The organism is Nocardiopsis sp. TRM 82005 (assembly GCF_056312425.1).
The window spans coordinates 150722-174432 of record NZ_JBWDTQ010000001.1; the positions used below are offsets into that span (position 1 = coordinate 150722).

Below are 23711 nucleotides of genomic sequence, written 5' to 3' on the forward strand. Positions count from 1 at the left end.
CCCGAGGCCGTCTTCGCTTGCCGGACCCCTTTCGGGGTGGTTCAGCCCTGACCTGGGAGTTCTTCGCGCCTGTGTCGCGCATCACATCCACGGTGCCCTTCCCGGGCGGATCGGTGCGTTCGTGTGCTCTATTCTCAGTCGCTGTACCTGCGTACCCCCGTTCCGCCGGAACGGGTGCAGCACCGTTGAGGATGGCGAGGATGGACACAGCAGCCGGACTGAAGTCGGGAGCTGGGGATGGAGGCGAACCCCCCGCCTCCCCCGTTGAACAGCTGTCCCTGTGGCCGCCGCCCAGGTCCACACGGCACAGCGGCAGGCGCCGCCGCCAGGTCACCGTCCTGGCCGTGACCGTGTTGGCCGTTCTGCTGGTCGGCGGCGGCGCCACCGCGTGGGCCCTGCTCGCCGACGCCGCGGACGAGGGCGCGGACGAGGCGGCCGCACCGGCCGAGGACTTCGTCGGCTCGTGGGCCGGTGAGATGACTCAGGTGGACACTGAGGGCAGCCATGTCACCGACTGGCACGCCGAGGTGCGCATCGAGGAGGGCGCCGAGCGCGGTAGCACCGCCTGGACGACCTTCACCTGCTCCGGGACGCTCGTGCTGTCGGCGGGCGACAACGACCGGCGCGTCTACGCTTACACCGAGACCGCCGACCCCGAGGAGCGCTGCGTGGACGAGGCCGAACTGACCGTGTGGCCCGCCGAGGACGGCGGCCTGAAGGCGGAGTGGTCGTCGGTCACCGACGAGGGCACCCGGATGAGCTCGACGGGTGACCTGGTCTGATCGGAGCAGTCGGACCGAATCGAGGCAACCGGCCCGGTCAGCCGCGGAACGGGGCCGTCGTGGGTGTTCTCCCCCGGAAAACCCCTCCGGCCCCTCCACGGAACGCGGTCCCCGGCGTTCCCAGAGGACGAAACCGCAGTTCGGAGCCGTTGTAAGAGTGTCCGCGGGCCGTGTGGTTCAACCCATGGCCCCGGGGCAGGAGTTCATTCGGCTCCTCACGCTTTCAACGGGTTTCGGTCAGGACCGATATAACCTTACTGACCGACGATTCCTCGTTGGTGGGTGCTCGTGGCGACGGTCCGGCTGCCGCCTGGCGCACACACGGGGGCGAACCTCCGAGATAATGGTCGAAGAGTGATTCACGTCCCCCAAGCCACACGGACACGAGTCACACGGAAGCCGGTCTACGGCTCCGGAGCCGAGACGGGCCCAGAACGGATCGGCGCCGGTGCTGTGGGTCGGCCCCGGTCACCCGCGAGGAACACCTAGAAAGGGGAATGGCATGGCGGCGATGAAGCCGAGGACCAGCGACGGGCCGATGGAGGTCACCAAGGAGGGTCGCGGCATCATCATGCGAGTCCCGCTGGAGGGCGGCGGACGCCTGGTCGTCGAGCTGACGCGAGACGAGGCGACCGAACTCCGGGACGCGCTCAAGGGCGTCGTCGGCTAGGGCGTGCTTCTTGGACCCTTCCCGCACCCGCGGGAACCGGCTTCGCCTGTGTAGGCGAAATCGTCCACAGAACGCTCCCTGGACGCACTACGTTCTTCCCCCACCGGGCCGGAACGCCCCGACGACCCCCGAGGTCGTAGACCCCCACGACAGCGAACGATTGTGAGCGACCTGTGCCATTCGCCACGGAGATCCGCCCCCAGCCGGGGAGTCTCGCCGAATCCACCGCGGACCTGCTGGTCCTTCCCGTGCTCTCGGGAAACGGCGGACCGACCGATGTCGAAGGGGTTGCCGAGAGCGGCCTGACACAGGTGCTTCCTGCTCCGCTCACCGACCTGTTCGCGCACTACTCGCTCGCCGGGAAACCCGGTGAGCTGGCCCAGTTCCCGGTGCCCCGGGACCAGGGCCTGGTCCGCCTGGCGCTTCTGGGGGTCGGTTCGGGTTCACCCGACGACCTCCGGAAGGCCGGTGCCGCCCTGTCCCGGGCCGCCCGGGGAAACGAGCGTTTGGCCTTCGCCTGGCCCGGGACCGGCGGCGACGCCGCCACCGCCTTCGCCGAGGGCGCGCTCCTGGCCTCCTACACCTTCAGCCTCAAGACCGCCGAGACCCCGGCCGGCAAGCGCCCCGCCTCGGTGATCGACGTGGTCGGCGACGGCGCTGAGGGCCTCGCTGACGCCCTGGTCCGCGGGACCCGGCTGGCCGAGGCGACCGCCCTGGCCCGCGACCTCATCAACACCCCGTCCCTGGCCAAGGACCCCGAGTGGATGGCCGCCCGCGCCCGCGAGGTCGCCGGGGAAGCCGGCTTGCGGGTACGGGTCTGGGACGAGAAGGACCTGGAGAACGACGGCTTCGGCGCCATCCTCGGCGTCGGCCAGGGATCGTCGCGCCCTCCTCGGCTGGTCCAGCTCTCCTACACCCCCGAGAACCCCACAGCGCACATCGTGCTGGTCGGCAAGGGCATCACGTTCGACACCGGCGGCCTCTCGCTCAAGCCCAACGACAACATGTCGCTGATGAAGACCGACATGAGCGGTTCGGCGATCGTGCTCGGAGTGCTCTCGGCGCTGTCGGCCGTGGGCGCCCGGGTCCGGGTGACCGGCCTGCTCGCGCTGGCGGAGAACGCCTTCTCCGGCGACGCCACCCGGATCGGCGACGTACTCACCACCTACCCCGGCACGACCGTCGAGGTGCTCAACTCCGACGCCGAGGGCCGCCTGGTCCTGGCCGACGCCATGGGTTACGCGGTCGCCGAGCTGGCACCGGACGAGCTGGTGGACGTCGCCACCCTGACCGGTGCGGCGAAGGTCGCGCTCGGTACCGGAACCGGTGCGCTCTACAGCACCGACGATGCGCTCGCCGCCGGGCTGGAGAGCGCGGGCGAGTCCTCCGGCGAGCCCCTGTGGCGGATGCCGCTGACCGAGGAGTACGCCGAGACGACCAAGTCCCGGCTGGCGGACCTGGCCAACATCGGGACCCGCTCCGAGTTCGGCCCGGCCGGCGCCACCGACGCGGCCCTGTTCCTGCGTGAGTTCACCGGCGGCGTGCCCTGGGCCCACCTGGACATCGCCGGCCCCGGACGGTCGATGAAGGAGGACGGTCTGCTCACCAAGGGCGGCACGGCCTTCGCCACGCGCACCCTGCTGCGCTGGCTCGCCGACCGGTAGTCGGACCGGAGGTCGACGCCCCGCGCGGGGGTGTTCCTCCGGAGCGGTTCGGGTGTGGACCGGCCGCCCCGGCCGGTCCCTTCCGAGAGGGTGGCGCGAGGTCACCGGATGGCGGCCAGCAGCCCGTCGCCGACGGGCATCAGCATGGGGATGAACTCCTCCTCCTCGCGCACCCGGCGGATCACCTCGCGCACGGCGCTCTCGCGCGGGTCGGGCACGCGCAGCGGCCCGTCGGGCTCTGAGGAGGTCACCATGGCGCCGTTGAACACCGCCATCCCGCCGGGGCGGAGCAGGCGCAGCGCCTCGTCCAGGTACAGCGGATAGGACACCGTGTCGGCGTCCACGAACACCAGGTCGTATCCGCCGTCGGTCAGCCTCGGCAGCACCTCCAGAGCGGTTCCCCGGATCAAGCGGGCGCGTCCGGGCCCGAAACCCGCACGGGCGAACGCCGAGCGCGCGTAGTCCTGGTAGGCGGCGTTGGTGTCCACCGTGGTCAGGATCCCGTCCGGTGCCATGCCCCGCAGCAGCCAGATCCCCGACGCACCGCACCCCGTGCCGATCTCCACCACGGACCGCGCGCCGATCGACGCGGCCAGGAAGCGCAGGGCGGTGCCCGTCGCGGCGTCCACCGGCGGCGCCGCCGAGCGGCTCCCCGTCTCATAGGCGTCCGCCAGTGGCTCGTCCTCCATGGCGTTCCGCTCGAACCGGGCCTGTTCGGCGCGGACCCAGGTGATCTGGGCCGCTGTCTCCTCCGGGCTGGCGATGACGGCCTCCCACTGCGGTGGTCATATGTCTGGTGGGGCTCTGACCAGGAGGTGGTCACCCACCGTAGGATGGTGGTCGCGGCCAGGTCATGTCCCTGGCAAAAGACTAGCCTGCTCCGGGCCGAACTCCGAGCGTGGCGGCGGGAACTTAATTCACGTCCTCCGGCGTTGAACCGGGATGAACGTACGTTGATCGCCACGAAGCAAACTCCCCCCGACCAGCCTGGCGGCGAATCGACGGGATGAAGGGAGCAGCGGTGCCAGAGTCCGGCCCTGCCGTGGAATTCGAGGCATGGGAACCCCCGAGCTGGGACGAGGTCGTTCGGACCCACTCCCCGCGTGTGTACCGGCTCGCCTACCGGCTGGCCGGCAACAAGCACGACGCTGAGGACCTCACCCAGGAAGTCTTCATCCGGGTCTTCCGCTCCCTGGCCAACTACACCCCCGGCACCTTCGAGGGGTGGCTGCACCGCATCACCACCAACCTCTTCCTCGACATGGCCCGGCGCAAGGCCCGCATCCGCTTCGAGGGCCTGGCCGACAACGCCGACGACCGCCTGGAGGGCCGCGAGCCCTCTCCCGCCCAGCGCTACGACGACCGGCACTTCGACGCCGACATACAGTCCGCGCTGGACGCGCTGCCCGCCGAGTTCCGCGCTCCCGTCGTCCTCTGTGACATCGAGGGGCTCTCCTACGAGGAGATCGCGGCGACGCTCGACGTCAAGCTCGGCACCGTCCGCAGCCGCATCCACCGGGGCCGCGCCCAGCTGCGCAGGGCCCTGGAGCACCGGCGGTCCCTGGCCGCCAAGAGCAAGACGCGCAGCGGTGGAAACGTGATCAACGGGGAGGCGGAGTGAGTATGGGACACCTCGGAGAGCGCCTCTCCGCGCTCGTCGACGGGGAACTGGGCCCGGCCGAGCACGAGAGAGCCCTCATCCACCTGGCCAAGTGCGAGCCGTGCCGCTTCGAAGCCGACATGATGCGCCGCCTCAAGCGCCGGCTGAACGGCCTGGGCGAGCCCGAACCCGACATGGACTTCATGGGACGGCTCACCAACCTGTCCCGCGACCCCGGGCCCGGGCCCTCGGGCCGGGGCCCCTCCGGCCCGCCGGCCGGTGGTGCGGGCTTCGGGGCCCGTCCGCCCCTGGGCTCCTCACGCCCCCTCGGCGGCCTTCCCGGAGGCAGCCACCCGGCTGCCGCACCCGCCGCGCCCCCCGCGCCCCCCGCGGTGCCGGGCGGTTCGACCCCGGACGGGCCGAACCGGGCGGCGCGGTCCGACCGCCGACGTTTCGGCGGTGACCGCCTCGCCCACCTGTTCTCGGACCTCCCAGGCGGCCGCTACGCCGTCGCGGGGTTCGCCGTGGCCACGGCCCTGCTCGGCAGCGCGTTCGTCGCCGGAGGCGACTCCGAGGAGACACCGGTGGTCGAGCCCCGCCTGTCCGACTACGCGGTCGAGCACGCCGTTACCAGCCGTCACATACCGGTGGTCGACTCCTCGCCCGCGACCGCCGACGCCCCGCACGGCTCCTCCGAAACCACCCGGTGAGCGCGGGGGGACACTCCTCCGCGAACTCCGCTCCGGTCAGACTCCTCGTCGTGGCGTTGCTGTGCGCGCTACTGCTCACCGCCGCCGCGTGCCCCGACTCCGTCGCGGTCCCCGCTGAGGGGGCCGACGACGGGATGCCGGTGCTGCGCCGTGCCGCCGCAGCGGATGACGAGGTCGCCTACTCCGCCGTGCGCGAGATGACCGGACCGGAGGGCGGAGAGGGCCGGGTGCTCCACGTGCGCGTGGTGAACAGGCCCGGTGACGGTATGGCCCTGTCCTCCGTCGGCGATGAGGGGGCCGCCCTCGTGGTGCGCGCCTCCTCCGCCCTGGAGTCGTTGGACGAACGCCTGCTGAGCATGCTCCAGGACACCTACGCCGTCTCGGACGCGGGGGTCGCCGACCTGGACGGCCGGGAGACCCGCGTGGTGGAGGCCACGCGCGCCGACGACACCGTCGCCGGGCGGTTCTGGGTGGACACCGACACCGGGCTGCTCCTGGGCCGAACGGTCTATGAGGTCAGCGGAGAACCCGCGCTCAGCGTCCGCCTCACCGGCCTCGTCCTGGGGGAGGGCGACTGGCCCGACGGTGAGGCGGGCGACTCGCCTTGGGGGGACGCCCTGACCCCGGCCGAACGCGCGGATCTGCGCGGGCAGGACTGGCCCCTCCCCGAGTACCTGTCCTGGAACCTGCGACTGGTCGATGCCCGGTCCACCCAGCACGCCGGACGCCGCGTCGTACACGCGGTTTATTCGGATGGTCTGTCCCAGGTGTCGGTTTTCACCCAACGTGGGAAGCTGGATACCGAGCATTCCCCCACACTCCGGAACGGATACGTCGGAACCGGGACGGGGGGAGACGGCGTCACAACACAACACGACACGATCTTCGGCGGCGACACGGGTCAGTACCAGAGCATGTGGCAGGCGGACGGCTTCGTCTACACGGTGCTCGCCGACGCCCCCGCGGGGCTGGCCTCATCGGCCGTGACCGCGTTGCCGGATCCCAAGGATTCCGGTTTCTGGGCCAGAGTGCGGCGCGGTCTGTCCCGGCTGGGGTTCCTCTAGGCCTCTGCCGAGCCGCGTGTCGACCGAAGCCAAGCGACATACGGAGCAGGTCTTGAGCGAGGAAAGTGGCCGTCCGGAGCACGGGGGAGAGCCCGGCCGGGCGGCCCCACCGGACGGTGGAACACCCCCTGAAAGCGCTGCGCCGGACGGGGCGTGCGCGCCGGGTCAGGCGCCTGCGGAACACCTCCCGCGGCCCGGGCGGGCCGACACACCATCACCCCAGGGCTCCGGGGCCCCGCCTCCCCCCTCCGCGACCCCGGAGTCCGCTCCCGCGTCCCCCACCGGCGGACACCCGGGCCCGGTTCCGCCGTCCGGTCAGGGAACCCCCGGCGCACAGATCCCCCACACCCCGCCTCCCGGCAGTGGAACCCCCATGAACCACCCCCCGCACCCGGAGCAGCAGCCCGGTGCTCCACGGACGCACCAGGCCCACCCCCCGGGCGGGGGACCCTCCGGCACCGCTGGTCCCGGCACGCCCACGGGCTCCGTCCCGCCCGCGCAGCCCGCCCAGCACACCGGTCCCAGCGGTCAGGCGCCGCCCACCGCCGGCCGGAGCGCTCCAGGCGCCTACCACGCCCCCGCGGGCCCCGGTGAGCACGCAGCGTCCTTCCAGCAGGGGTTCCCCGCCCCCGGCAACCCCGCAATCCAGCCCCAGCAGCCCCAGCCCGCCGTGTCCCGGAGGCGCGGCGTCCCGGCGTGGATGGCGCTGACCGGCATGCTCGTCGTCGCGCTCATCGCCGGTGGCGCGGGCGGTGTCGCCGGCACCTTCCTCAGCGGTCCGGGCACCGCCGAGGAGGTGCCGGAGGAGGGCCCGGTCATGAACGAGCCGCCGCCCGAGGCACCCAAGCGCGACCCGGAGAGCATCGCGGGTGTGGCCCAGCGGGTCAGCCCGAGCGTGGTGGCGATCCAGAGCGCCGACCCCCGCGTCCAGGGCGGCGGGTCCGGGTTCGTCATCGAGGGCGACTACGTGGTGACCAACGACCACGTCTCGTCCGAACTGGAGTCGGACGGCATCATCGTGGAGTACAGCGACGGCAGCCGTTCCGACGCCTCCGTGGTCGGCGCCGACCCCAGTTCCGATCTCGCGGTGCTGTCGCTTGACGACCCGATCGACGTCGAACCGCTGGAGTTCGGCGATTCCGAGGAAGTCATCGTCGGGGACGAGGCGATCGCCATCGGGGCACCCCTGGGCCTCGCCACAACCGTCACACAAGGCATCATCAGCGCCGTCAACCGCCCGGTCTCCTCGGGGGAGGGCGAGAACGCCAGCCGCTTCTACGCGTTGCAGACCGACGCCGCCATCAATCCGGGCAACTCCGGCGGTCCGTTGGTGGATCTCCAGGGCCGGGTCATCGGGGTCAACTCGATGATCGTGACCATGGGCTACATGGGCGAGCCCTCGGGCAACATCGGCCTGGGCTTCGCGATCCCCTCGAGCGAGGTCAAACGGGTCGTGGAGCGGCTCATCGAGGACGGTACGACCAGCTACGCCGACATCGGGGCCGACATCGACCTGGACAGCCCGATCGCGGGCGCGGTCATCGCCGAGGGCTCGGGCGCGGTGGAGAGCGGCGGTCCGGCCGACGAGGCGGGCCTTCGGTCCGGCGACGTGATCGTCTCCCTGGACGGCCGCCGGGTGAACTCGGGCCAGGAGCTGCTCGCGATGCTGCGCAGTCTCAGCCCGGGTGACGAGGCCGAGATCGAGTACGAGCGCGACGGCGACCGGGACACCGTCACGGTCACACTGGGCTCCTCCGACGAGGACTGACCGGGCGGCCCCGGCCCCGTACGCACAGGTGAGGCCCCCGAGCGGTGCTCGGGGGCCTCGTCCATGGCTTCCAGTACTGCCCGGAGGCCGGGCTGGTCCGGCGGGAGGCCGGCGCTCAGCGGCCCGCGGGGGAGATGCCCAGCTGCATGCCGGCCAGTCCGCGCGGTTTGCCGACCAGAGACTCGGCGACCGAGGAGATCACCTTGCTGGCCTCGAGGTCGGGGTCGGTCAGTACCAGGGGCTTGCCCTCGTCGCTGCCCTCGCGCAGGCGGGTGTCCAGCGGCACCTGGCCCAGCAGCGGGATGTCCGTGCCCAGGGTCTTGCTGAGGGCGTCGGCGACCGTGCGGCCACCGCCCTCGCCGAACAGGTGCACCGGCTCCCCGCCGCCCGGCGGCAGGTAGTACGACATGTTCTCGATCACACCGGTGATCCGCTGGTGGGTCTGGGCGGTGATGGCGCCGGCCCGCTCGGCGACCTCGGCGGCGGCCTGCTGCGGGGTGGTCACCACGAGCAGCTCGGCGCTCGGGAGCAGCTGCGCGGTGGAGATGGCGATGTCTCCGGTGCCCGGGGGCAGGTCCATCAGAAGGACGTCCAGGTCACCCCAGAACACGTCCGACAGGAACTGCTGCAACGCACGGTGCAGCATCGGGCCGCGCCAGACCACAGGCTGGTTGCCCTGGGTGAACATGCCGACCGAGATGACCTTGACGTCGTGCGCGGTCGGCGGCAGGATCATGTCCTCGACCTTGGTCGGGTAGGCCGACGTGCCGAGCATGCGCGGTACCGAGTGACCGTAGATGTCGGCGTCGACGACACCGACCTTGTGGCCCTGGGCGGCCATGGCCGCGGCCAGGTTCACGGTGATGGACGACTTGCCGACACCGCCCTTGCCGGAGGCGACGGCGAAGACCCTGGTGAGCGAGTTCGGCTTGGCGAAGGGGATCTCCTTCTCCGCCTGGCCGCCACGGAGCTTGCTCTGGAGCTCCTTGCGCTGCTCCTCACTCATCACGTCGAGCTCGACGCGCACTGAGGTGACCCCGGCGACCTTGGTCACCGCTTCGGTCACGTCCTTCTCGATACGGCCCTTCATCGGGCATCCGGCCACAGTGAGGTAGATGCCGACGTGTACGGCACCGTCGTCGGCGACGTCGACACTCTTGACCATGCCGAGGTCGGTGATGGGTCGGTGAATCTCCGGGTCTTGCACCGTGGTCAGGGCTTGCTGCACCTGCTCGGTGGATGGTGTGGAGGACATGTACTCAATCGTAGGTCAGCGGAACGGGATCAACGGCCTGCGGTGTCACTCCAACGGGCCGTTCTGTTCAACGGGGGCGGAGCGTCCCGCATTCCGGGGGCGGAGCGTGACGCCGGGCGCTCAGCGCCGCGCTGTGCGCAGCGGGTTGTTCGTACCGTGGCCAGGCCATAACGGCGTGGCCTTAACACTGGCAATACATGCCCGGATAGTAGTCTCAGCGCACGATGGGAAATGTGCCGCCACCGCCTGGTTCGTCCTGGCCCGCCGAGCCCGATGGGCCGGAGGGGCGGGCCGCCGGTTCCTATACGCAAGAGCAGACCTGGGCGGGTCCGCCGGGCGGGGGAAGTCTGACGCCGCCGGGGGGCCATCCCCTCGCCAGCGGGGATCCGGCCGTGTGGGCCTGGCCGCCGCCGAGGCCGGTGCGCACCAGCGAGTTCGCCTGCGCGGAGCTCCCCGAGGGTGAGCCCTACCACAGGCTCGGCCGCACCTCCCGCTTCCGTTGGTGGTCCGTGCCGCTGACCCTGGCCGTCTTCGCGGTCCTGGTGTTCTTCCTGTGGATGGCGATCCTCCTGTCGGTAACGATCGTGGCGATTACCGGCGGCAGCGGCCTGGCACCGGAATCGGTCACCATCAGCGAGATCGCCGAACTGGCCTTCGGCCTGTTGTCATCGGCACTGTTCATCCCCATCGTCCTCTTCCTCGTACGCGTGGTGCAGTGGCGCCGGGTCGGTTCCCTGCTGTCGGTGGAGGGCCGCCTGCGCTGGGACTGGCTGGTCCGCTGCACGGTGGTGGCCGTCTTCCCGGTCGCTCTGTGCGCCGTGGCGTTCCTGCCCCTGGCGGGGATCCTCCAGCCGGACCCGGTGATCCGTGAGGCGGCGGGCGGGACCGAGGTGTTCGCCGCGGCGATGGTGGTCGTCCTGCTGCTGGTGCCGTTCCAGTCGGCGGCCGAGGAGCTCACCATGCGCGGCCTGCTCATGCAGATGGTGGGCGCGATCGGCGCACGACCCGGTGAGCGGGGCGGCGGGTCGGCGGTGTCACGGGTGCTGCGCTCCCCCGGGTCGGCGATCCTGGCCAGCGGAACCCTGTACGCGGCGCTGTACCTGGCCACGCATCCGGACGACCTCTGGACGACCGCGGCCCTCGCGGCCATGGGGCTGGGAACAGCCTGGCTGACCTGGCACACCGGCGGACTGGAGGCCGCGATCGGCTTGCACGTGGTCAACAGCCTCGTGCAGTTCACGCTGTGCGTCTTCGAGGGGCGCATGGAGCAGATCGGTACGGGTCTGGTGGTCGGTTCCGGACTGCCCCTGGGAGCGGGTTCGCCGCTGGTCCTGATCCTGACGGTGGTCCAGGCGGGGCTGTACGCGCTGATGGTGACGTGGTTGGCGGGCCGTCGCGGGGTGCGCCGCAGGAGCGTGGCCGCCACGGCTCCCGGCCGGCGTCCCTAGACCTCGGGCGACCGCCGACGCGGCCGCGCGGCCGTCCCTACGGGACCGGTTCGCGGGACGGGTGGTCCGGCCGCTCGGGGAAGACCCACGTCCGGTAGGAGAAGAACCGGAAGAGCGTGCCGATCCCCACACCCACCACGTTGCCCGCCACGTTGCGCGCCAGCGGGCCGTCGAGGTTCAGCGCGTACACCGAGAAGCCCAGACAGCCGAGCTGGATCAGCATTCCGACACCGTTCATGACCAGGAACAGCACCGTCTCACGGCCGTAACCGGTACGGGCCCGGTCGCCGAAGGTCCAGAACCGGTTGCCGACGAAGGCCACCGCGATGGAGCACAGTGTCCCGATCACCTGGCCGGTGAGCGGAGCCGCGCCCGCCGTGCTCCACAGCAGGTTGGTCGTCGTCAGCTGCACCACGTAGGCCACGGCCCCCACCGAGCCGAACTTGCCCAGTTCGCGGGCGAGCTTGGCGAGCCCGGGGTGTCGGGAGGGGAAGTCACGCACGGCCTGAGCCTCCAGTGGTGTGGTCGGGATGGCCCGCCTCGGGCGGGGCGCCGATCGGTGGTGCCGACCGGGGAGGGGCGCCGACTGGGTGGTGGGGCTTCGGGCCGTCGCACGCGCACGCCCTAGACTCTAGCCGGGGACTGGAGCAGGACCCCGGCCGCGGGTTCCGAGCCGAACCGGCCAGGTCCCGCCGTGCGCGGGGCCGTCCCGTCACCGCGGTTGACGAGCAGCATGTGAGTTGAGGAACTGTGAGCGAGCGTAACCGCACCGTCCCCCGAGTGGGAATGGTGGGAGGGGGCCAACTCTCCAGGATGACCCATCAGGCGGGCATCGGCCTGGGCGTCGACTTCTCGGTACTGGCGGCCGGCCCCGCCGACAGTGCGGCGCAGGTCTGTGGTGACGTCGCCTTGGGCGACGACCGCGGACTCGACGACGTCCTGGCCTTCGTCAAGGCCAAGGACGTGGTCACCTTCGACCACGAGCACGTACCCGAGCCCGTCCTGCGAGCGGTGGAGGAGGCGGGCGGGCTGCTGCGCCCGGGCCGCGACGCCCTGCGCTTCGCCCAGGACAAGCTGCGCATGCGCACGCGCATGGCCGAGCTGGACGCCCCCTCGCCGCGCTGGCGGGCCGTCACCACCCTGGACCACGTCGTCGACTTCGCCGGGGGCGAGAGCGGCGGGCACGGCTGGCCAGTCGTCCTCAAGGCCGCCCGGGGCGGCTACGACGGCAAGGGCGTGTGGATCGTGGACGGCGTGGAGCAGGCCCGCGAGGTCGTGGACCGCGCCGCCGCCGAGGAGGTGCCGCTCCTGGCCGAGGAGAGGATCTGCTTCTCCCGGGAGCTGGCCGTGCAGGTCGCCCGGTCCCCGCACGGGCAGGTCGCGGTGTACCCGGTGGTGGAGACCGTGCAGCGCGGCGGCATCTGCCATGAGGTGATCGCCCCCGCCCCGGACCTCTCCGAGGAGAAGGCCGTCCGTGCCCAGCAGCTGGCCATCGAGGTCGCCCAGGCGCTGGAGGTGACCGGGATGCTGGCCGTGGAGCTGTTCGAGACCGCCGACGGGGTGGTCGTCAACGAGCTGGCCATGCGCCCGCACAACTCCGGCCACTGGAGCATCGAGGGTGCGCGCACCTCGCAGTTCGAGCAGCACCTGCGAGCCGTGCTGGACCTGCCTCTGGGATCGCCGCGCACCAACGCTCCCTACACCGTCATGGCCAACCTGCTGGGCGGTGAGGACCCCGGGGTCTACCGCCGCTACCTGCACGTGATGGCCAAGGACCCCGAGGTGAAGGTGCACTTCTACGGCAAGGACGTGCGTCCGGGCCGCAAGATCGGGCACGTCACCGTGATGGGCGAGGACTACCAGGACCTGCTGGAGCGCGCCCGGGACGCCGCCACTTATCTGCGAGGAGACGACCAGTGACCGAGAGCGCCAACGAGCGGGACCAGGGCCGGGACAGGAGCCCCGCGGGGAATCCTGTGGTGGGCATCGTGATGGGTTCGGACTCCGACTGGCCGGTGATGCGGGAGGCGGCCGAGGTCCTACGGGAGTTCGACATCCCGTTCGAGGCCGACGTGGTGTCCGCGCACCGCATGCCGCACGAGATGGTCGCCTACGGCACCGAGGCCGCCGGGCGCGGTCTGAAGGCGGTCATCGCCGGTGCGGGCGGTGCCGCTCACCTGCCCGGCATGCTGGCCTCGGTGACGACCCTGCCCGTGGTGGGCGTCCCGGTGCCGCTCAAGTACCTGGACGGTATGGACTCACTGCTGTCCATCGTGCAGATGCCCGCCGGTGTGCCGGTGGCGACCGTGGCGGTGGGCGCCGCCCGCAACGCCGGCCTGCTGGCGGTGCGGATGCTGGCCGCGAACGATCCCGAGCTGACCGAGCGCATGGCCCGCTTCCAGGAGGAACTCAAGGAGCAGGCCCACACCAAGGGTGAGCGGCTGCGCCGAGAGGTCTCGGCCGGGGACAGGCCCGCCGGTTTCGGTCTCTAGCCCGCTGACCGTGCACGTTCACCGGACGGTCTTGCCCGTACTGGCGGTGTCGGCGGCCGAGATTGCCGGTACGGGCAAGACCATCGCTGTTGGTCGTGGGGCGTCGTCGGCGGCGGGGGTGCGACCGTCCTGCTTCAGTCCGCTGCGGGGAGCAGGACGCGCAGGCCCTCGACCGCCTGGTCGACGGTCGGGAGCGCCTCGGGGTCGACGAGGTATTGCAGGACGTAGCCGGTGACGAAGTTGTAGGCCATCGATCCCAGCCCGGCGACGGCGGCGGGGCCGACCTGGTCGGGTTCCACGTCCAGGAGGAGGGCGGCCAGTTCCCGGCGGCCGTCGCGGATGCCCTGGGCGAGGGTGTCGCGGATGCCCTCGTCGAACTGGGCCTGGGCGTAGGCCTGGACACTGGCGACGAGGAGGTCGCGCTGCTCGGGCATGGTCCGAAACAGCGAGTGGAGCAGCACCCGCAGCCTGTTCGGGGGGTCCTCGGCGCGGGAGGCGTTGACGGCGGCCCCGAAGGCGTCGCCCCAGTCGCTGGTGGCCTCGAGCACGGCGGTGTTGAGCAGGTTGTCCTTGGACCCGAAGTGGTAGCCGATGGACGCCAGGTGCGCTCCTGACACGGAGGCGATGTCGCGCGCGGTCGTGCGGCTGTAGCCCTTCTCCACCAGGCACTTCTTGGCGCCCATCAGCAGGTCGTCACGTTGGCTCATGCTCGTGATCCTAACATTTGGACGTACGTACATATTGACGCTGTATTTTGACGTACGTACGATCAAATCCATGCGAGTCCCACTGAATCCACCGTCTCGGCCGAGGGGCGAGCGCGTCACCGCCCGTATCTGGGCCGGACTGGCCTTACTCCTGATCCCGGCGCTGTTGGTGTCCATGGACGTCTCGGTGCTCTTCGTCGCGGCGCCCGCCATCGCCGGAGCACTCGAACCCACGGCCGCACAGTGGCTGTGGATGATGGATGTCTACGGTTTCGTGCTGGCCGGACTACTCGTCACGATGGGCGCCCTGGGGGACCGGATCGGCCGCAGACGGCTGCTGCTGACCGGGGCCGTGCTCTTCGGGGCCGCTTCCGTGCTGGTGGCGCTGGCGCCCACGGCGGAGCTGTTCATCGCGGGGCGGGTCCTGCTCGGCGCGGCCGGGGCGACCCTGGCACCCTCCACGCTGTCCCTGATCCGCGATATGTTCACCGACCCCCGGCAGCGCGGCATCGCGGTCGGGGCCTGGACGGTCGCCTTCACCGGTGGCGCGGTCGCCGGGCCCGTCTTCGGCGGACTGCTCCTGGAGTTCCTCTGGTGGGGCTCGGTCTTCCTCGTCAACCTGCCGTTCATGGTCGTGCTGGTGGTCGCCGTGCCCTTCCTGGTCCCGGAGTCGCGTGACCCGGATGCCGACGGCTTCGACCTGCTGGGCGCGGGTCTCTCGCTGGCCGCGGTGCTCGGTCTGGTCTACGCGGCCAAGCGCGTGGCCGAGCACGGGGTCGAGGGCCGAGCCGTCGTCGCCCTGGTGGTCGGCGCGTCCTTCCTGGTGCTGTTCGCGGTCCGGCAGCGCCGCGCGGCGAACCCCCTGGTGGACGTCTCGCTCTTCACCCGGCCTGCGTTCACCGCCGCGGTCGGCGGCAACACCGCCGTGTCCTTCGCCGCCGCCGGTCTGGGCCTGCTGACCTTCACCTTCCTCCAGGCGGTACACGGGTTGAGCCCGCTCCACGCGGCCCTGTGGGCGCTGCCCACGTTCGTCGGCACCGCCCTGGGCGCCACCCTGGCGAGCCTGGCCGCGCCACGGGCGCGCCCCGGCACGCTCATGGCGGCGGGGCTGGTGCTCGGCGCGGCGGGTTTCACCGTCGTCGGGTTCGTGGACACAGGTACGCGCCTGGTGGTGTTCATCGGCGGCTACACCCTGTTGACCTCCGGCATCGGCGTAGTCGCGACCCTGGCCAACACCCTGGTCCTGGCCACGGCCGGGCGCGAGCGCGCCGGTGCCGCCGCCGGGATCTCCGAGACCAGTACCGAGTTCGGCGCGGCCCTGGGTATCGCGGTCCTCGGCACCACCGCGACCACCGTCTACCGCACCGCGATGGAGCGCGAGCTGCCCGGGTCGGGCGGGGCCGCGACCGAGACCGTCACCGGTGCCCTGGCCGCCGCTCCGCGCTCGGAGGATCCCGCGGCCCTGCTCGACACGGCCTTCGCCGCCTACACCGCCGGGGTCAACGCAGCAGCCCTGACCGGTGCGTGCGTCCTGGCGGCGGTGGCGCTCCTGGCCGCCGTGGCCCTGCGTGGTCTGCCCGCCGGAACCGGCGGATCCGCCGCGGACCCCGCGGACCCCGGCGAGACCGCCGCGGCCCAACCGGGGTAGCCGGCGAAGCCGGACGGCCGGCCCCGAGGGGCCGGCCGTCCGCGAACGTGTCGGGTTACTGGCGGCCCAGCGCTCGGTAGGTCCACCCCGAGGCGCGCCAGTAGGTGGGGTCGAGCGCGTTGCGGCCGTCCACGATGCGCTTGCGGGACACGACCTCGGCCAGCTCGTCGGGGTTGGCCTCGCGGAACTCCGCCCACTCGGTGAGCAGCAGCACCACGTCGGCCTCGTGCGCCGCGGCCAGCATGGAGTCCGCGTAGTTCAGTTCCGGGTGCGCCTCGCGCGCCCGCTCCAGCGCCGCCGGGTCGTACACCGTCACCTGTGCGCCCAGTGAGGCGATGGTGGAGGCCACGTCCAGCGCGGGTGAGTCGCGGATGTCGTCGGAGTTGGGTTTGAACGCCGCACCCAGCACGGTCACCGTGCGGCCGGCGAAGCTGCCGCCGATCAGCTGGCGGGCGATGTCGATGGTGCGTGCGCGGCGGCGCTGGTTGATCGCGTCCACCTCACGCAGGAACGACAGCGCGGGCTCCACACCCAGCTCGTCGGCGCGCGCCATGAACGCGCGGATGTCCTTGGGCAGGCAGCCGCCGCCGAAGCCCAGGCCCGGCCCCAGGAACTTGCCGCCGATGCGGTCGTCGTAGGACAGTGCCTCGGCCAGCTGGATGACGTCGGCGCCAGCCACCTCCGACACCTCCGCCATGGCGTTGATGAAGGAGATCTTCGTTGCCAGGAAGGCGTTGGCCGCCACCTTGACCAGCTCCGCGGTCTGGAGGTCGGTCACCAGGAAGGGGGTGCCGTCGTCGATCTGCTGCTGCCACAGGGCCCGCACGGCCTTCTCCACCCGGGGGGAGTCGGTGCCGATCACGATCCGGTTCGGGTGCAGCGTGTCCTTCACGCCGAAGCCCTCGCGCAGGAACTCCGGGCTCCACCCCAGCTCGGCGTCCTCACCGGCGGGGGCCAGCGCGGCCATCCGGGCGGCCAGGGTCGCGGCGGTGCCCACCGGGACCGTGGAGCGGCCCACGACCACGGAGGGCCGGGTCAGGTGCGGAGCCAGCTGGTCCACCGCGGCGTTCACGTAGCGCAGGTCGGCGGCGCCGGAGTCGCTGCGCTGCGGGGTGCCCACGCAGATCAGGTGCAGGTCGGCGAACTCGGCGGCCTCGGCGAAGGATGTCGTGAAACGCAGGAGCCCGGTTTCGAGCTTGGCGGTGAGCAGCTCGTCGAGGCCGGGCTCGTAGAAGGGCACGCTGCCGGAGCGGAGCATGTCGATCTTGGCCTCGTCGACATCGAGGCCAAGGACGTCGAACCCCATCTCGGCCAGACAGGCCGCGGTGGTGGCACCCAGGTATCCGGTGCCGATGACGGAGACGCGCATACGATCCGCTTCGACCACTGGTTGTGTCCTTCCTCGCTTTCGTCCGCTTCCGTGCTGCTGTTGTGCCCGCCAAAGGCGGTCAACACCCTGTTTGAGGGCAGAAAGCGGACATGATTCGGCCTGCGGGTGGTGCCCGGGGCGCGGTGCATCACCCTACGCGCCGGGTGCGGCGCATGACCGAACACCGCGTGAACAGTCAGGCGCTCAGGTTACCGGTGAGTCTGAGATCTCTGGAATGGGGCCGTTGCTCAGCGCCGACGGCCCCGCGGCGCTCTGGCCTCCTCGTGCTCATCGTCCAGGGGAGCCCACACGGCACCGCCCTCGCCACGGTGGAAGGGCGTGGTGGTCTTGTCCGGGTCGTCCTCGAAGCCGCCGCCCGGGACCGGTGGCGGCACGGTCTCAGGGACCGCCTCCGGGATGGTGTCGCCGCTCCACGGGGCACCGGGCGGATCCTCCTCGTGCGGCGCGCGTCGGTGCTCCTCCCGGTCGGCGCTGGCCACGCCCCGGCCGCCGGGGGGCGCTTCCGTGCCGTGGGCGGCCCGCCACCTGAGGGGCATCGCGGCGGAGAACAGCAGCAGGGTCCCCAGCGGCAGTGCCACGGCCAGGCTGGTGCCGGACGGATACAGGAAGCTGTCCTCGTTCAACCAGGACAGCGCCGAGCCCATGGACGCCGGGTGCAGGACCGGCCACAGGCACAGCGCCGCGAGCAGGGCCCCGCTGGCCCCGGCTGCCAGCGGTGAGACCCGGGAGGCCACCAGGTAGCCGCACACGGCCCCCACCAGGCACAGCACCACCACCGACAACACCGTCGTCACGCTCACGTCGCCCTCGGCGATTCGTGGGAGCAGGTCTGCCGACCATGCGGCGGCGATCCACAGCACGGGGGCCAGGGCGGCACCCGCGAGCAGACCGACCAGGTGGTGAAACACGGTAAAGCCTCCTTACTCGGGGTCATCCGCAGATGTTCTCCCGGGCGGTCGAGACGGCCGGGGAGCCCTCACCGGGAGAGGGCTCTTCCTCCGGCGAGTCGCTCTCGGCCTCCGGGGCTTCGAACGCCGTGTAGTTGAACCCGATCACAAGCTGTAGTTCGCCGTCCAGGGTGCCGTCCTCCACCGTCTCCGCGCCCGGGACCATCCCGGCCATGTACTCCGCCTCGGCCCGGTCGTCCGGCCCGTGGCGCACCTGGCTCCTGGCGACGTCGCTGGAGCTCCAGTTCTGCGCGGGGCCGGTCACCTCGAACCCGGCGTCGGCCAGCGCGCCGTCCAGTTCCGCGCCCAGGCCCGGCGCGCCGATCCCGTTGAAGACCCGCACCCGGATGTCGCCGGGCTCGGGCCCGGACCCGTCCTCGGCGGAGGGGCCCTGTGAGGGCTCGGCGATCGGCTCGTCGGCCTGGACCGCGCCGAACAGCTCGCGGGCGGCGGGTTCGTCCCACAGCAGGGCGACGTCCCCGCGCGGGGTCCAGTACTCCGTGTCGGCGAGGGGGACCTGGGTGAAGGTGACCGATCCCATCTCCAGGTCGCGCATCTGGTAGGCGAGGTCGTTGATCGTGCGGGTGTCCAGCCCCTGGTCCACGGTCACCGACGACAGGGCGCTGTCCAGGAACTCGGTCAGTTTGGTCGGGTTGGAGAGGGTCTCGGTGCTCAGCGCCTTGTCGAGCATCGCGGACAGGACCTGCTGCTGGCGGTCGATCCGGTCCAGGTCGCCGCGCGCGGTGGCGCGGGTGCGGGCGAAGGCCAGGGCCTCGGTCCCGTCCACCTGGTGCGTGCCCGCCGCCATGTCCAACTGGGCCTTGGGGTCGTTGATCGGCTCGGGCAGGCACACCTCGATACCGCCCAGCGCGTTCACCACGTCCACGAAGCCGTGGAAGTCCACCTCGGCGTAGTGGTCGATACGGACGCGGCTCAGTGACTCCACGGTCCGCACGGCCAGCTGTGGGCCGCCGTAGGCGTAGGCGGCGTTGATCTTGTCCCGGCCCTGGCCGGGGATGTCCACCCACAGGTCGCGGGGGATACCCACGACGGTGACACGGTCGCGTTCGTGGTTGAGCCGCACCAGCATCATGCTGTCGGAACGCTGGCCCGGGGTGGAGCCCACGCTCAGCTCCTCCTGGTCCTCATGGCTCATCTCGTCCCGGCTGTCGGAGCCGATCACCAGGAAGGTCAGTCCGCCGGTCGGATCGGGGCGGCCGTCCTCGGACAGCCCGCCGAACACGTCGAACCGGTTCAGGGTCCCCGACATCCAGCCGGTGAGCGCCCACGAGCTCCCCGAGGCGAACAGGACCAGCACCGACAGCGCGCTCATCAGCAGCAGGCCGGTACGGCGGCGCCGGACGGCGGGACTGGGCACGGTCACCCGCCCGGACCTGGGGGAGCGTTCGGGGGGAAGGGGCTGGGAGCGCTTGCGGTGGAACCCTCCCGCTGGTCCGTGCCGTCCCGCGCTGTCGTCGCTCATCGGCGTCCCCGTCCCACCCGATCAACGGTGTCCTTACCTCTAGGTTGTCACCCGTTGCGTCCAAGCACACTGGATGTCCGTCCCGGCGTGTTGTTTTTCCCCTTTGTGCGCATGCCCTGTACGTATGACGCGGCGGATGGTGGATCAGTTCCCGCCCGCCACACGACCCCGGGACGCATCCGGGGCCTTCGCGTAACCGCAGCTCCTGGTCGGAGCGGAGAAACGGCCTGCACCGGCATGGGCGGGGCAGAGGTCCGGAGAGCTTCGCCGGGCCGACGGGGCCGCGCGTGTGCAGTACCGTTGACGCGCGTACGGCAAGCTCCTACGCAGTCCCGACACGTCTTGATCCTGGGAAGTGCCCGTGTCCTGGCCGCCTGTCTCCGTCGTCATGCCCGTACTCAACGAAGAGCGCCACCTCACCGCCGCGGTGGAGCACGTCCTCGCCCAGGAGTACCCGGGTGAACTGGAGGTCGTGCTCGGGGTCGGTCCCTCCTCCGACCGCACCCGCGAGGTCGCTGACGGCATCGCCGCCGCCGATCCCCGGGTCAGGGTGGTCGACAACCCCACCGGCAAGACCCCCTCCGGGCTCAACGCCGCCATCGCGGCCTCCTCGCACGACATCATCGCCCGCATCGACGGACACGCCATGATGCCCTCGGACTACCTGCGAGTGGCCGTCGAGACGCTCCGTGAGACCGGTGCCGACAACGTCGGCGGCATCATGGCCGCCGAGGGCGTCTCCGCCTGGGAGAAGGCCGTCGCCGCCGCGATGACCTCCAAGGTGGGCGTGGGCAACGCACGCTTCCACACCGGCGGCGAGGGCGGTCCGGTCGACACCGTCTATCTCGGCGTCTTCCAGCGGTCGGCGCTGGAGCGGGTCGGCGGCTACGACGAGGCCTTCCTGCGCGCCCAGGACTGGGAGATGAACCACCGCATCCGTACCACCGGCGGCACGGTGTGGTTCCAACCACGCATGCGGGTCTCCTACCGCCCCCGCCGCAACGTGCGCCTGCTCGCCAAGCAGTACTTCCACTACGGCCGCTGGCGCAGAGTGGTCGCCCGACAGCACAGGGGCACCATCAACCTGCGCTACCTGGCCCCGCCCGTCGCCCTGGCCGGAGCGGCCACCGGGCTGGTCGGCGGCTTCTTCCTCTGGCCCCTGTTCCTGGTCCCCGCCGCCTACCTGGCCCTGGTCACGGCCGCGTCGGTGCCGCTCGGCCGCGGACTGCCCGCCGCCAGCCTGCCGATGATCCCGCTCGCGCTGGCCACCATGCACATGTCGTGGGGAGCGGGGTTCATCACCAGTCCTCCCGGACTCGGCTCGGACTCGCGCACCGCGCAGGCCAGCCGCGCCTGACGGCCAGCCGCCGGAAGCGGCGCGGTCGGCCGCTTCCGGCCCCGGTCCGCCTTCGCGGGAGGACGGGCCTTCTGCTAGGCAGGGGGAACAGGAACGGAGAGTGGGCGTCATGGACGACTTGCGCGGCGACCAGGCCGTGTGGCGTTTCGACGGTGTGTCGGTCGCCATCAGGTACGAGACCCGGGGCTGGTTCAAGGACCCGCTGCTCAAGCGGCTCGGCCAGCTCGAAATCCCCGTGGGCGCGATCGCCGGGGTCGACTTCCAGCCCGGCGCGGGCCGTAAGAAGGGATGGCTCCTCCAGTTGCGCCTGCGCGACCGGATGGACCCCTACACGGCGGTCGGAGCCATGCTCCGGGAGAAGTCCCAGCCGTTCCGGCTCACCGGCCAGGCCGGTACCGAGCTGGTCGCCGAGTACATGGCCGACCAGATGCGGTTCGCCGCGGAGCAGCAGACCGGTCCGCCCGCCCCCGACACGGCCACCCGCCTGGTCCCCCGGCTGCCCCTCCACATCCAGACCTCCGAGGGCACCGCGACCGTCGACGGCTCCCGCGTGCGCCTGGTCTGGTCCGGCGGCGCCGCCAGCGGACGCAAGCGCAAGGTGCAGCGCCGCGAGTACGCCGTCGCCGAGGTCACCGGCGCGGAGTGGACGCCCGCCGACAGCTGGGAGTGGGGCTACCTTCGTCTGGTTACCGCCACCAGCGGTAGCGAGAGGCCGGCCAAGCCCAAACAGGACCTCAACGTCCTCCTCGCCGACGAGGGGGACGAGTCCTTCGACACCCTGCTGATGGCCGCGACCATCACCGCCCACGTGTGGGCCGCGGGCGTAGGCCGGATCGGAACCGGTCCCGAGGACCCCGACAACGAGTGGATCTTCCGGCAGATCGAACGCCTGGGCGAGCTGCACGCCAAGGGGCTGCTCACCGACGAGGAGTTCTTCACCAAGAAGGCCGAACTCCTCGACCGGATCTGAGGCCTCCGGCGGGCTCGGCCGCTCCTTTCCGGGGCCGGAGCGGCTCAGGAGCCCCCGGCGCCGCTGCCGGATCCCTTGAGGGCGGACACCGTCCCGGGCACGTCGTCCACCACGATCGCGTCCATCCCCGCCCCGGCGAACCGGGCCGCGTCCACCGGGTCCGGGCACCACGAGACCACCTCGATCCCCGCCCGGTGCGCCAGGTCCACGGTGTACTCCACCGGACGGCGGCCCGGGCGGGGCGCGTCCCCGGTCAGCCCGAACGAACGCGCGTCGATCGCCACGATCGGGCACCCCATCCCGGCGGCGCCCGCCACCGCCTGGTCCAGCGGGTTGCGCACGAACGGCATCCACGCCGTCGGAACTCCGGGGGCATCGTCACGGACGGCCAGCAGGACCCCGGGATCGAAAGAGCAGACGAACACTCGGCGATGCCTCGCCTCACGGCGCAGGTACGGCAGGAGGAGGGAGACCGTCCGCCGTGACGGAGCGTCGACCGCGTCCTCCATCACCGACTTGACGTCCACGTCCAGGCCAGTCCCCGCCGGGACCGCCGCCAGCCCCTCGTCCAGTCCGGCCAGCCCGGCCTCGGCGCACTCGCGCGCGGTCACGTCCACGATCGCCCGGCCGTCGTCCAGGGCGGCGTCGTGGTGGAGCACCAGCGCGTCGTCGGCGGTGCGGCGCACGTCGATCTCGATCCAGTCCGCCCCGGCCCGTGCCGCGGCGGCGTAGGACTCCACCGTGTTCTCCCGGACACCGTCGACCACACCGCGGCCCACGCCCCGGTGGCCGATCACCTCCGTCGCCTCGAACACCCGGCTCACGCGCCCGCCTCCGGCATGGTGGCGCGCCCGTGCGTCCGGCGCAGCAGTGTCTCGGCGATTTCGATGTCCGCCGGATTCGTCACCTTGATGTTGGCCTCATCGCCCGGCACGATCCGGACCTCCTCCTCCGGCAGGTAGCGCAGCACCACGCCGCAGTCGTCGGTGGCCACCAGTCCGGGGTCGGCCGCCGCCAGCTCGTAGGCACGTCGGGCCACACCGAGCCGGAAACCCTGCGGGGTCTGCATCCTGCGCAGCTCGGCGCGCGGCGGTACCTGCGCGATCGCCTCGCCGCCGGACCGGCCCGGGGCCACCCGCACCACGGTGTCGGCGCTGGGCACCGCCACCCCGACCGCGCCCGCCTCCTGAAGCGCCGACACGCACGCGCTGACCGTGTCCGGGCGCACGAGCGGGCGCGCGGCGTCGTGCAGCAGCGCCAGGTCCGTGTCGGCGGCGTGCCCCATCGCCGCCAGGGCGGCGCGGGAGGTGTCGGTGCGGGTCGCGCCGCCCGGGAGTACCGCGCCGACCTTGGTGAATCCGGCCGCGGTGACGATGTCCCCGACCCGTTCCAGGTACTCCTCCACCATGAGTACGACGATCTCGTCCACGTCCGGGCACGCCTCGAACGCGGCGATCGCGTGCTCGATGACGGGCCGCCCGGCCAGCGGCAGCAGCTGCTTGGGGGAGGGCGCACCCATCCGTGCGCCGACCCCTCCGGCCAGAACCGCCGCGATCACACGCGGGCGCATGACCCCACCTCTTCCCTCGTCCGCGGCCACCCTCTCCGTCGGAGGCTAGGGCATGTCCGGCGGACACGTGCTCTGCTGCGCGCCCACCCGTCGCCCAACACCCCTCAACCCCTCAACGGCCGCTTCGCGCAGCTCTCGTCCACGCACGGCTCTCGCCGCGCTCTCATCAGTCGACAGCCGACCCCG

22 protein-coding genes are annotated in these 23711 nt (G+C 71.7%); 13 read left to right on the top strand and 9 right to left on the bottom strand.

The window, feature by feature from the left end:
- Nucleotides 1-200: 200 nt before the first annotated feature.
- The 3 genes from AC0T5L_RS00650 (at nt 201) to AC0T5L_RS00660 (ending at nt 3116) form a co-directional block, all read left to right on the top strand.
- The gene (locus tag AC0T5L_RS00650; protein WP_476163322.1) at nt 201-782 is read left to right on the top strand and encodes a hypothetical protein; all 582 of its coding nucleotides are present in this window, start codon (nt 201-203) and stop codon (nt 780-782) included.
- A 502-nt stretch (nt 783-1284) separates the two neighbouring features.
- Entirely contained in the window at nt 1285-1452 is a 168-nt protein-coding gene (locus tag AC0T5L_RS00655) for a DUF3117 domain-containing protein (RefSeq protein WP_476163323.1), read from the top strand.
- 173 nt (nt 1453-1625) lie between these two features.
- On the top strand, nt 1626-3116 hold the full coding sequence (locus AC0T5L_RS00660) for a leucyl aminopeptidase (protein ID WP_476163324.1): 1491 nt from the start codon (nt 1626-1628) through the stop codon (nt 3114-3116).
- Between the two features lie 101 nt (nt 3117-3217).
- Here AC0T5L_RS00660 and AC0T5L_RS00665 read toward each other — a convergent pair whose 3' ends face one another.
- Nucleotides 3218-3805: an O-methyltransferase gene (locus AC0T5L_RS00665; RefSeq protein WP_476163325.1), complete on the bottom strand. Its 588-nt coding sequence runs from the start codon at nt 3803-3805 to the stop codon at nt 3218-3220.
- Nucleotides 3806-4122: 317 nt separating this feature from the next.
- Between AC0T5L_RS00665 and sigE the strand changes: the two genes are divergently transcribed.
- From sigE to AC0T5L_RS00685, 4 genes are all read left to right on the top strand, one after another.
- Complete coding sequence (gene sigE, locus AC0T5L_RS00670) at nt 4123-4737, top strand: RNA polymerase sigma factor SigE (protein WP_476163326.1); 615 nt, start codon at nt 4123-4125, stop codon at nt 4735-4737.
- A 2-nt stretch (nt 4738-4739) separates the two neighbouring features.
- Nucleotides 4740-5426 (top strand): anti-sigma factor family protein, encoded by a 687-nt coding sequence (locus AC0T5L_RS00675; RefSeq protein ID WP_476163327.1) that lies wholly within the window; start codon nt 4740-4742, stop codon nt 5424-5426.
- The gene (locus AC0T5L_RS00680) at nt 5423-6490 is read left to right on the top strand and encodes a transcriptional regulator (RefSeq protein WP_476163328.1); all 1068 of its coding nucleotides are present in this window, start codon (nt 5423-5425) and stop codon (nt 6488-6490) included. Before AC0T5L_RS00675 ends, AC0T5L_RS00680 begins: the two co-directional genes overlap by 4 nt.
- A 715-nt stretch (nt 6491-7205) precedes the next feature.
- Nucleotides 7206-8258, top strand: a complete 1053-nt coding sequence (locus AC0T5L_RS00685) for a S1C family serine protease (RefSeq protein ID WP_476163417.1) — start codon at nt 7206-7208, stop codon at nt 8256-8258.
- A gap of 115 nt (nt 8259-8373) precedes the next feature.
- Here AC0T5L_RS00685 and AC0T5L_RS00690 read toward each other — a convergent pair whose 3' ends face one another.
- Nucleotides 8374-9513: an Mrp/NBP35 family ATP-binding protein gene (locus tag AC0T5L_RS00690; RefSeq protein WP_476163329.1), complete on the bottom strand. Its 1140-nt coding sequence runs from the start codon at nt 9511-9513 to the stop codon at nt 8374-8376.
- A 419-nt stretch (nt 9514-9932) separates the two neighbouring features.
- On the opposite strand from AC0T5L_RS00690, the gene AC0T5L_RS00695 reads away from it, so the two are divergent.
- The gene (locus tag AC0T5L_RS00695) at nt 9933-10961 is read left to right on the top strand and encodes a lysostaphin resistance A-like protein (RefSeq protein ID WP_476163330.1); all 1029 of its coding nucleotides are present in this window, start codon (nt 9933-9935) and stop codon (nt 10959-10961) included.
- Nucleotides 10962-10998: 37 nt separating this feature from the next.
- Here AC0T5L_RS00695 and AC0T5L_RS00700 read toward each other — a convergent pair whose 3' ends face one another.
- Complete coding sequence (locus AC0T5L_RS00700) at nt 10999-11463, bottom strand: GtrA family protein (protein WP_476163331.1); 465 nt, start codon at nt 11461-11463, stop codon at nt 10999-11001.
- 248 nt (nt 11464-11711) lie between these two features.
- On the opposite strand from AC0T5L_RS00700, the gene AC0T5L_RS00705 reads away from it, so the two are divergent.
- Entirely contained in the window at nt 11712-12881 is a 1170-nt protein-coding gene (locus AC0T5L_RS00705) for a 5-(carboxyamino)imidazole ribonucleotide synthase (protein WP_476163332.1), read from the top strand.
- Complete coding sequence (purE, locus tag AC0T5L_RS00710; protein WP_476163333.1) at nt 12878-13453, top strand: 5-(carboxyamino)imidazole ribonucleotide mutase; 576 nt, start codon at nt 12878-12880, stop codon at nt 13451-13453. The genes AC0T5L_RS00705 and purE overlap by 4 nt, the downstream gene beginning before the upstream one ends.
- Nucleotides 13454-13587: 134 nt before the next feature.
- Here the strand turns inward: purE and AC0T5L_RS00715 are convergent, their stop codons facing one another.
- Entirely contained in the window at nt 13588-14160 is a 573-nt protein-coding gene (locus AC0T5L_RS00715) for a TetR/AcrR family transcriptional regulator (protein WP_476163334.1), read from the bottom strand.
- 70 nt (nt 14161-14230) lie between these two features.
- Here AC0T5L_RS00715 and AC0T5L_RS00720 point away from each other — a divergent pair, with 70 nt between their 5' ends.
- The gene (locus tag AC0T5L_RS00720) at nt 14231-15808 is read left to right on the top strand and encodes an MFS transporter (RefSeq protein WP_476163335.1); all 1578 of its coding nucleotides are present in this window, start codon (nt 14231-14233) and stop codon (nt 15806-15808) included.
- Between the two features lie 55 nt (nt 15809-15863).
- On the opposite strand, the gene AC0T5L_RS00725 is transcribed toward AC0T5L_RS00720, so the two are convergent.
- The 3 genes from AC0T5L_RS00725 to AC0T5L_RS00735 form a co-directional block, all read right to left on the bottom strand.
- The gene (locus tag AC0T5L_RS00725; protein ID WP_476163336.1) at nt 15864-17195 is read right to left on the bottom strand and encodes a UDP-glucose dehydrogenase family protein; all 1332 of its coding nucleotides are present in this window, start codon (nt 17193-17195) and stop codon (nt 15864-15866) included.
- Nucleotides 17196-17425: 230 nt separating this feature from the next.
- Nucleotides 17426-18106 carry a YIP1 family protein gene (locus AC0T5L_RS00730; protein ID WP_476163337.1) on the bottom strand — a complete coding sequence of 227 codons (681 nt, stop codon included), beginning with the start codon at nt 18104-18106 and terminating at the stop codon, nt 17426-17428.
- A gap of 22 nt (nt 18107-18128) precedes the next feature.
- Nucleotides 18129-19628 carry an LCP family protein gene (locus tag AC0T5L_RS00735; protein WP_476163338.1) on the bottom strand — a complete coding sequence of 500 codons (1500 nt, stop codon included), beginning with the start codon at nt 19626-19628 and terminating at the stop codon, nt 18129-18131.
- 361 nt (nt 19629-19989) lie between these two features.
- On the opposite strand from AC0T5L_RS00735, the gene AC0T5L_RS00740 reads away from it, so the two are divergent.
- Both AC0T5L_RS00740 and AC0T5L_RS00745 read left to right on the top strand, forming a co-directional pair.
- The gene (locus tag AC0T5L_RS00740; RefSeq protein WP_476163339.1) at nt 19990-20985 is read left to right on the top strand and encodes a glycosyltransferase family 2 protein; all 996 of its coding nucleotides are present in this window, start codon (nt 19990-19992) and stop codon (nt 20983-20985) included.
- A gap of 109 nt (nt 20986-21094) precedes the next feature.
- Nucleotides 21095-21955, top strand: coding sequence for a DUF4429 domain-containing protein (locus AC0T5L_RS00745; RefSeq protein ID WP_476163340.1), 861 nt, complete (start codon nt 21095-21097; stop codon nt 21953-21955).
- A gap of 44 nt (nt 21956-21999) precedes the next feature.
- On the opposite strand, the gene AC0T5L_RS00750 is transcribed toward AC0T5L_RS00745, so the two are convergent.
- On the bottom strand, nt 22000-22779 hold the full coding sequence (locus tag AC0T5L_RS00750) for a glycerophosphodiester phosphodiesterase (protein WP_476163341.1): 780 nt from the start codon (nt 22777-22779) through the stop codon (nt 22000-22002).
- Entirely contained in the window at nt 22776-23525 is a 750-nt protein-coding gene (locus tag AC0T5L_RS00755; protein ID WP_476163342.1) for an IspD/TarI family cytidylyltransferase, read from the bottom strand. Before AC0T5L_RS00755 ends, AC0T5L_RS00750 begins: the two co-directional genes overlap by 4 nt.
- Nucleotides 23526-23711 lie beyond the last annotated feature (186 nt).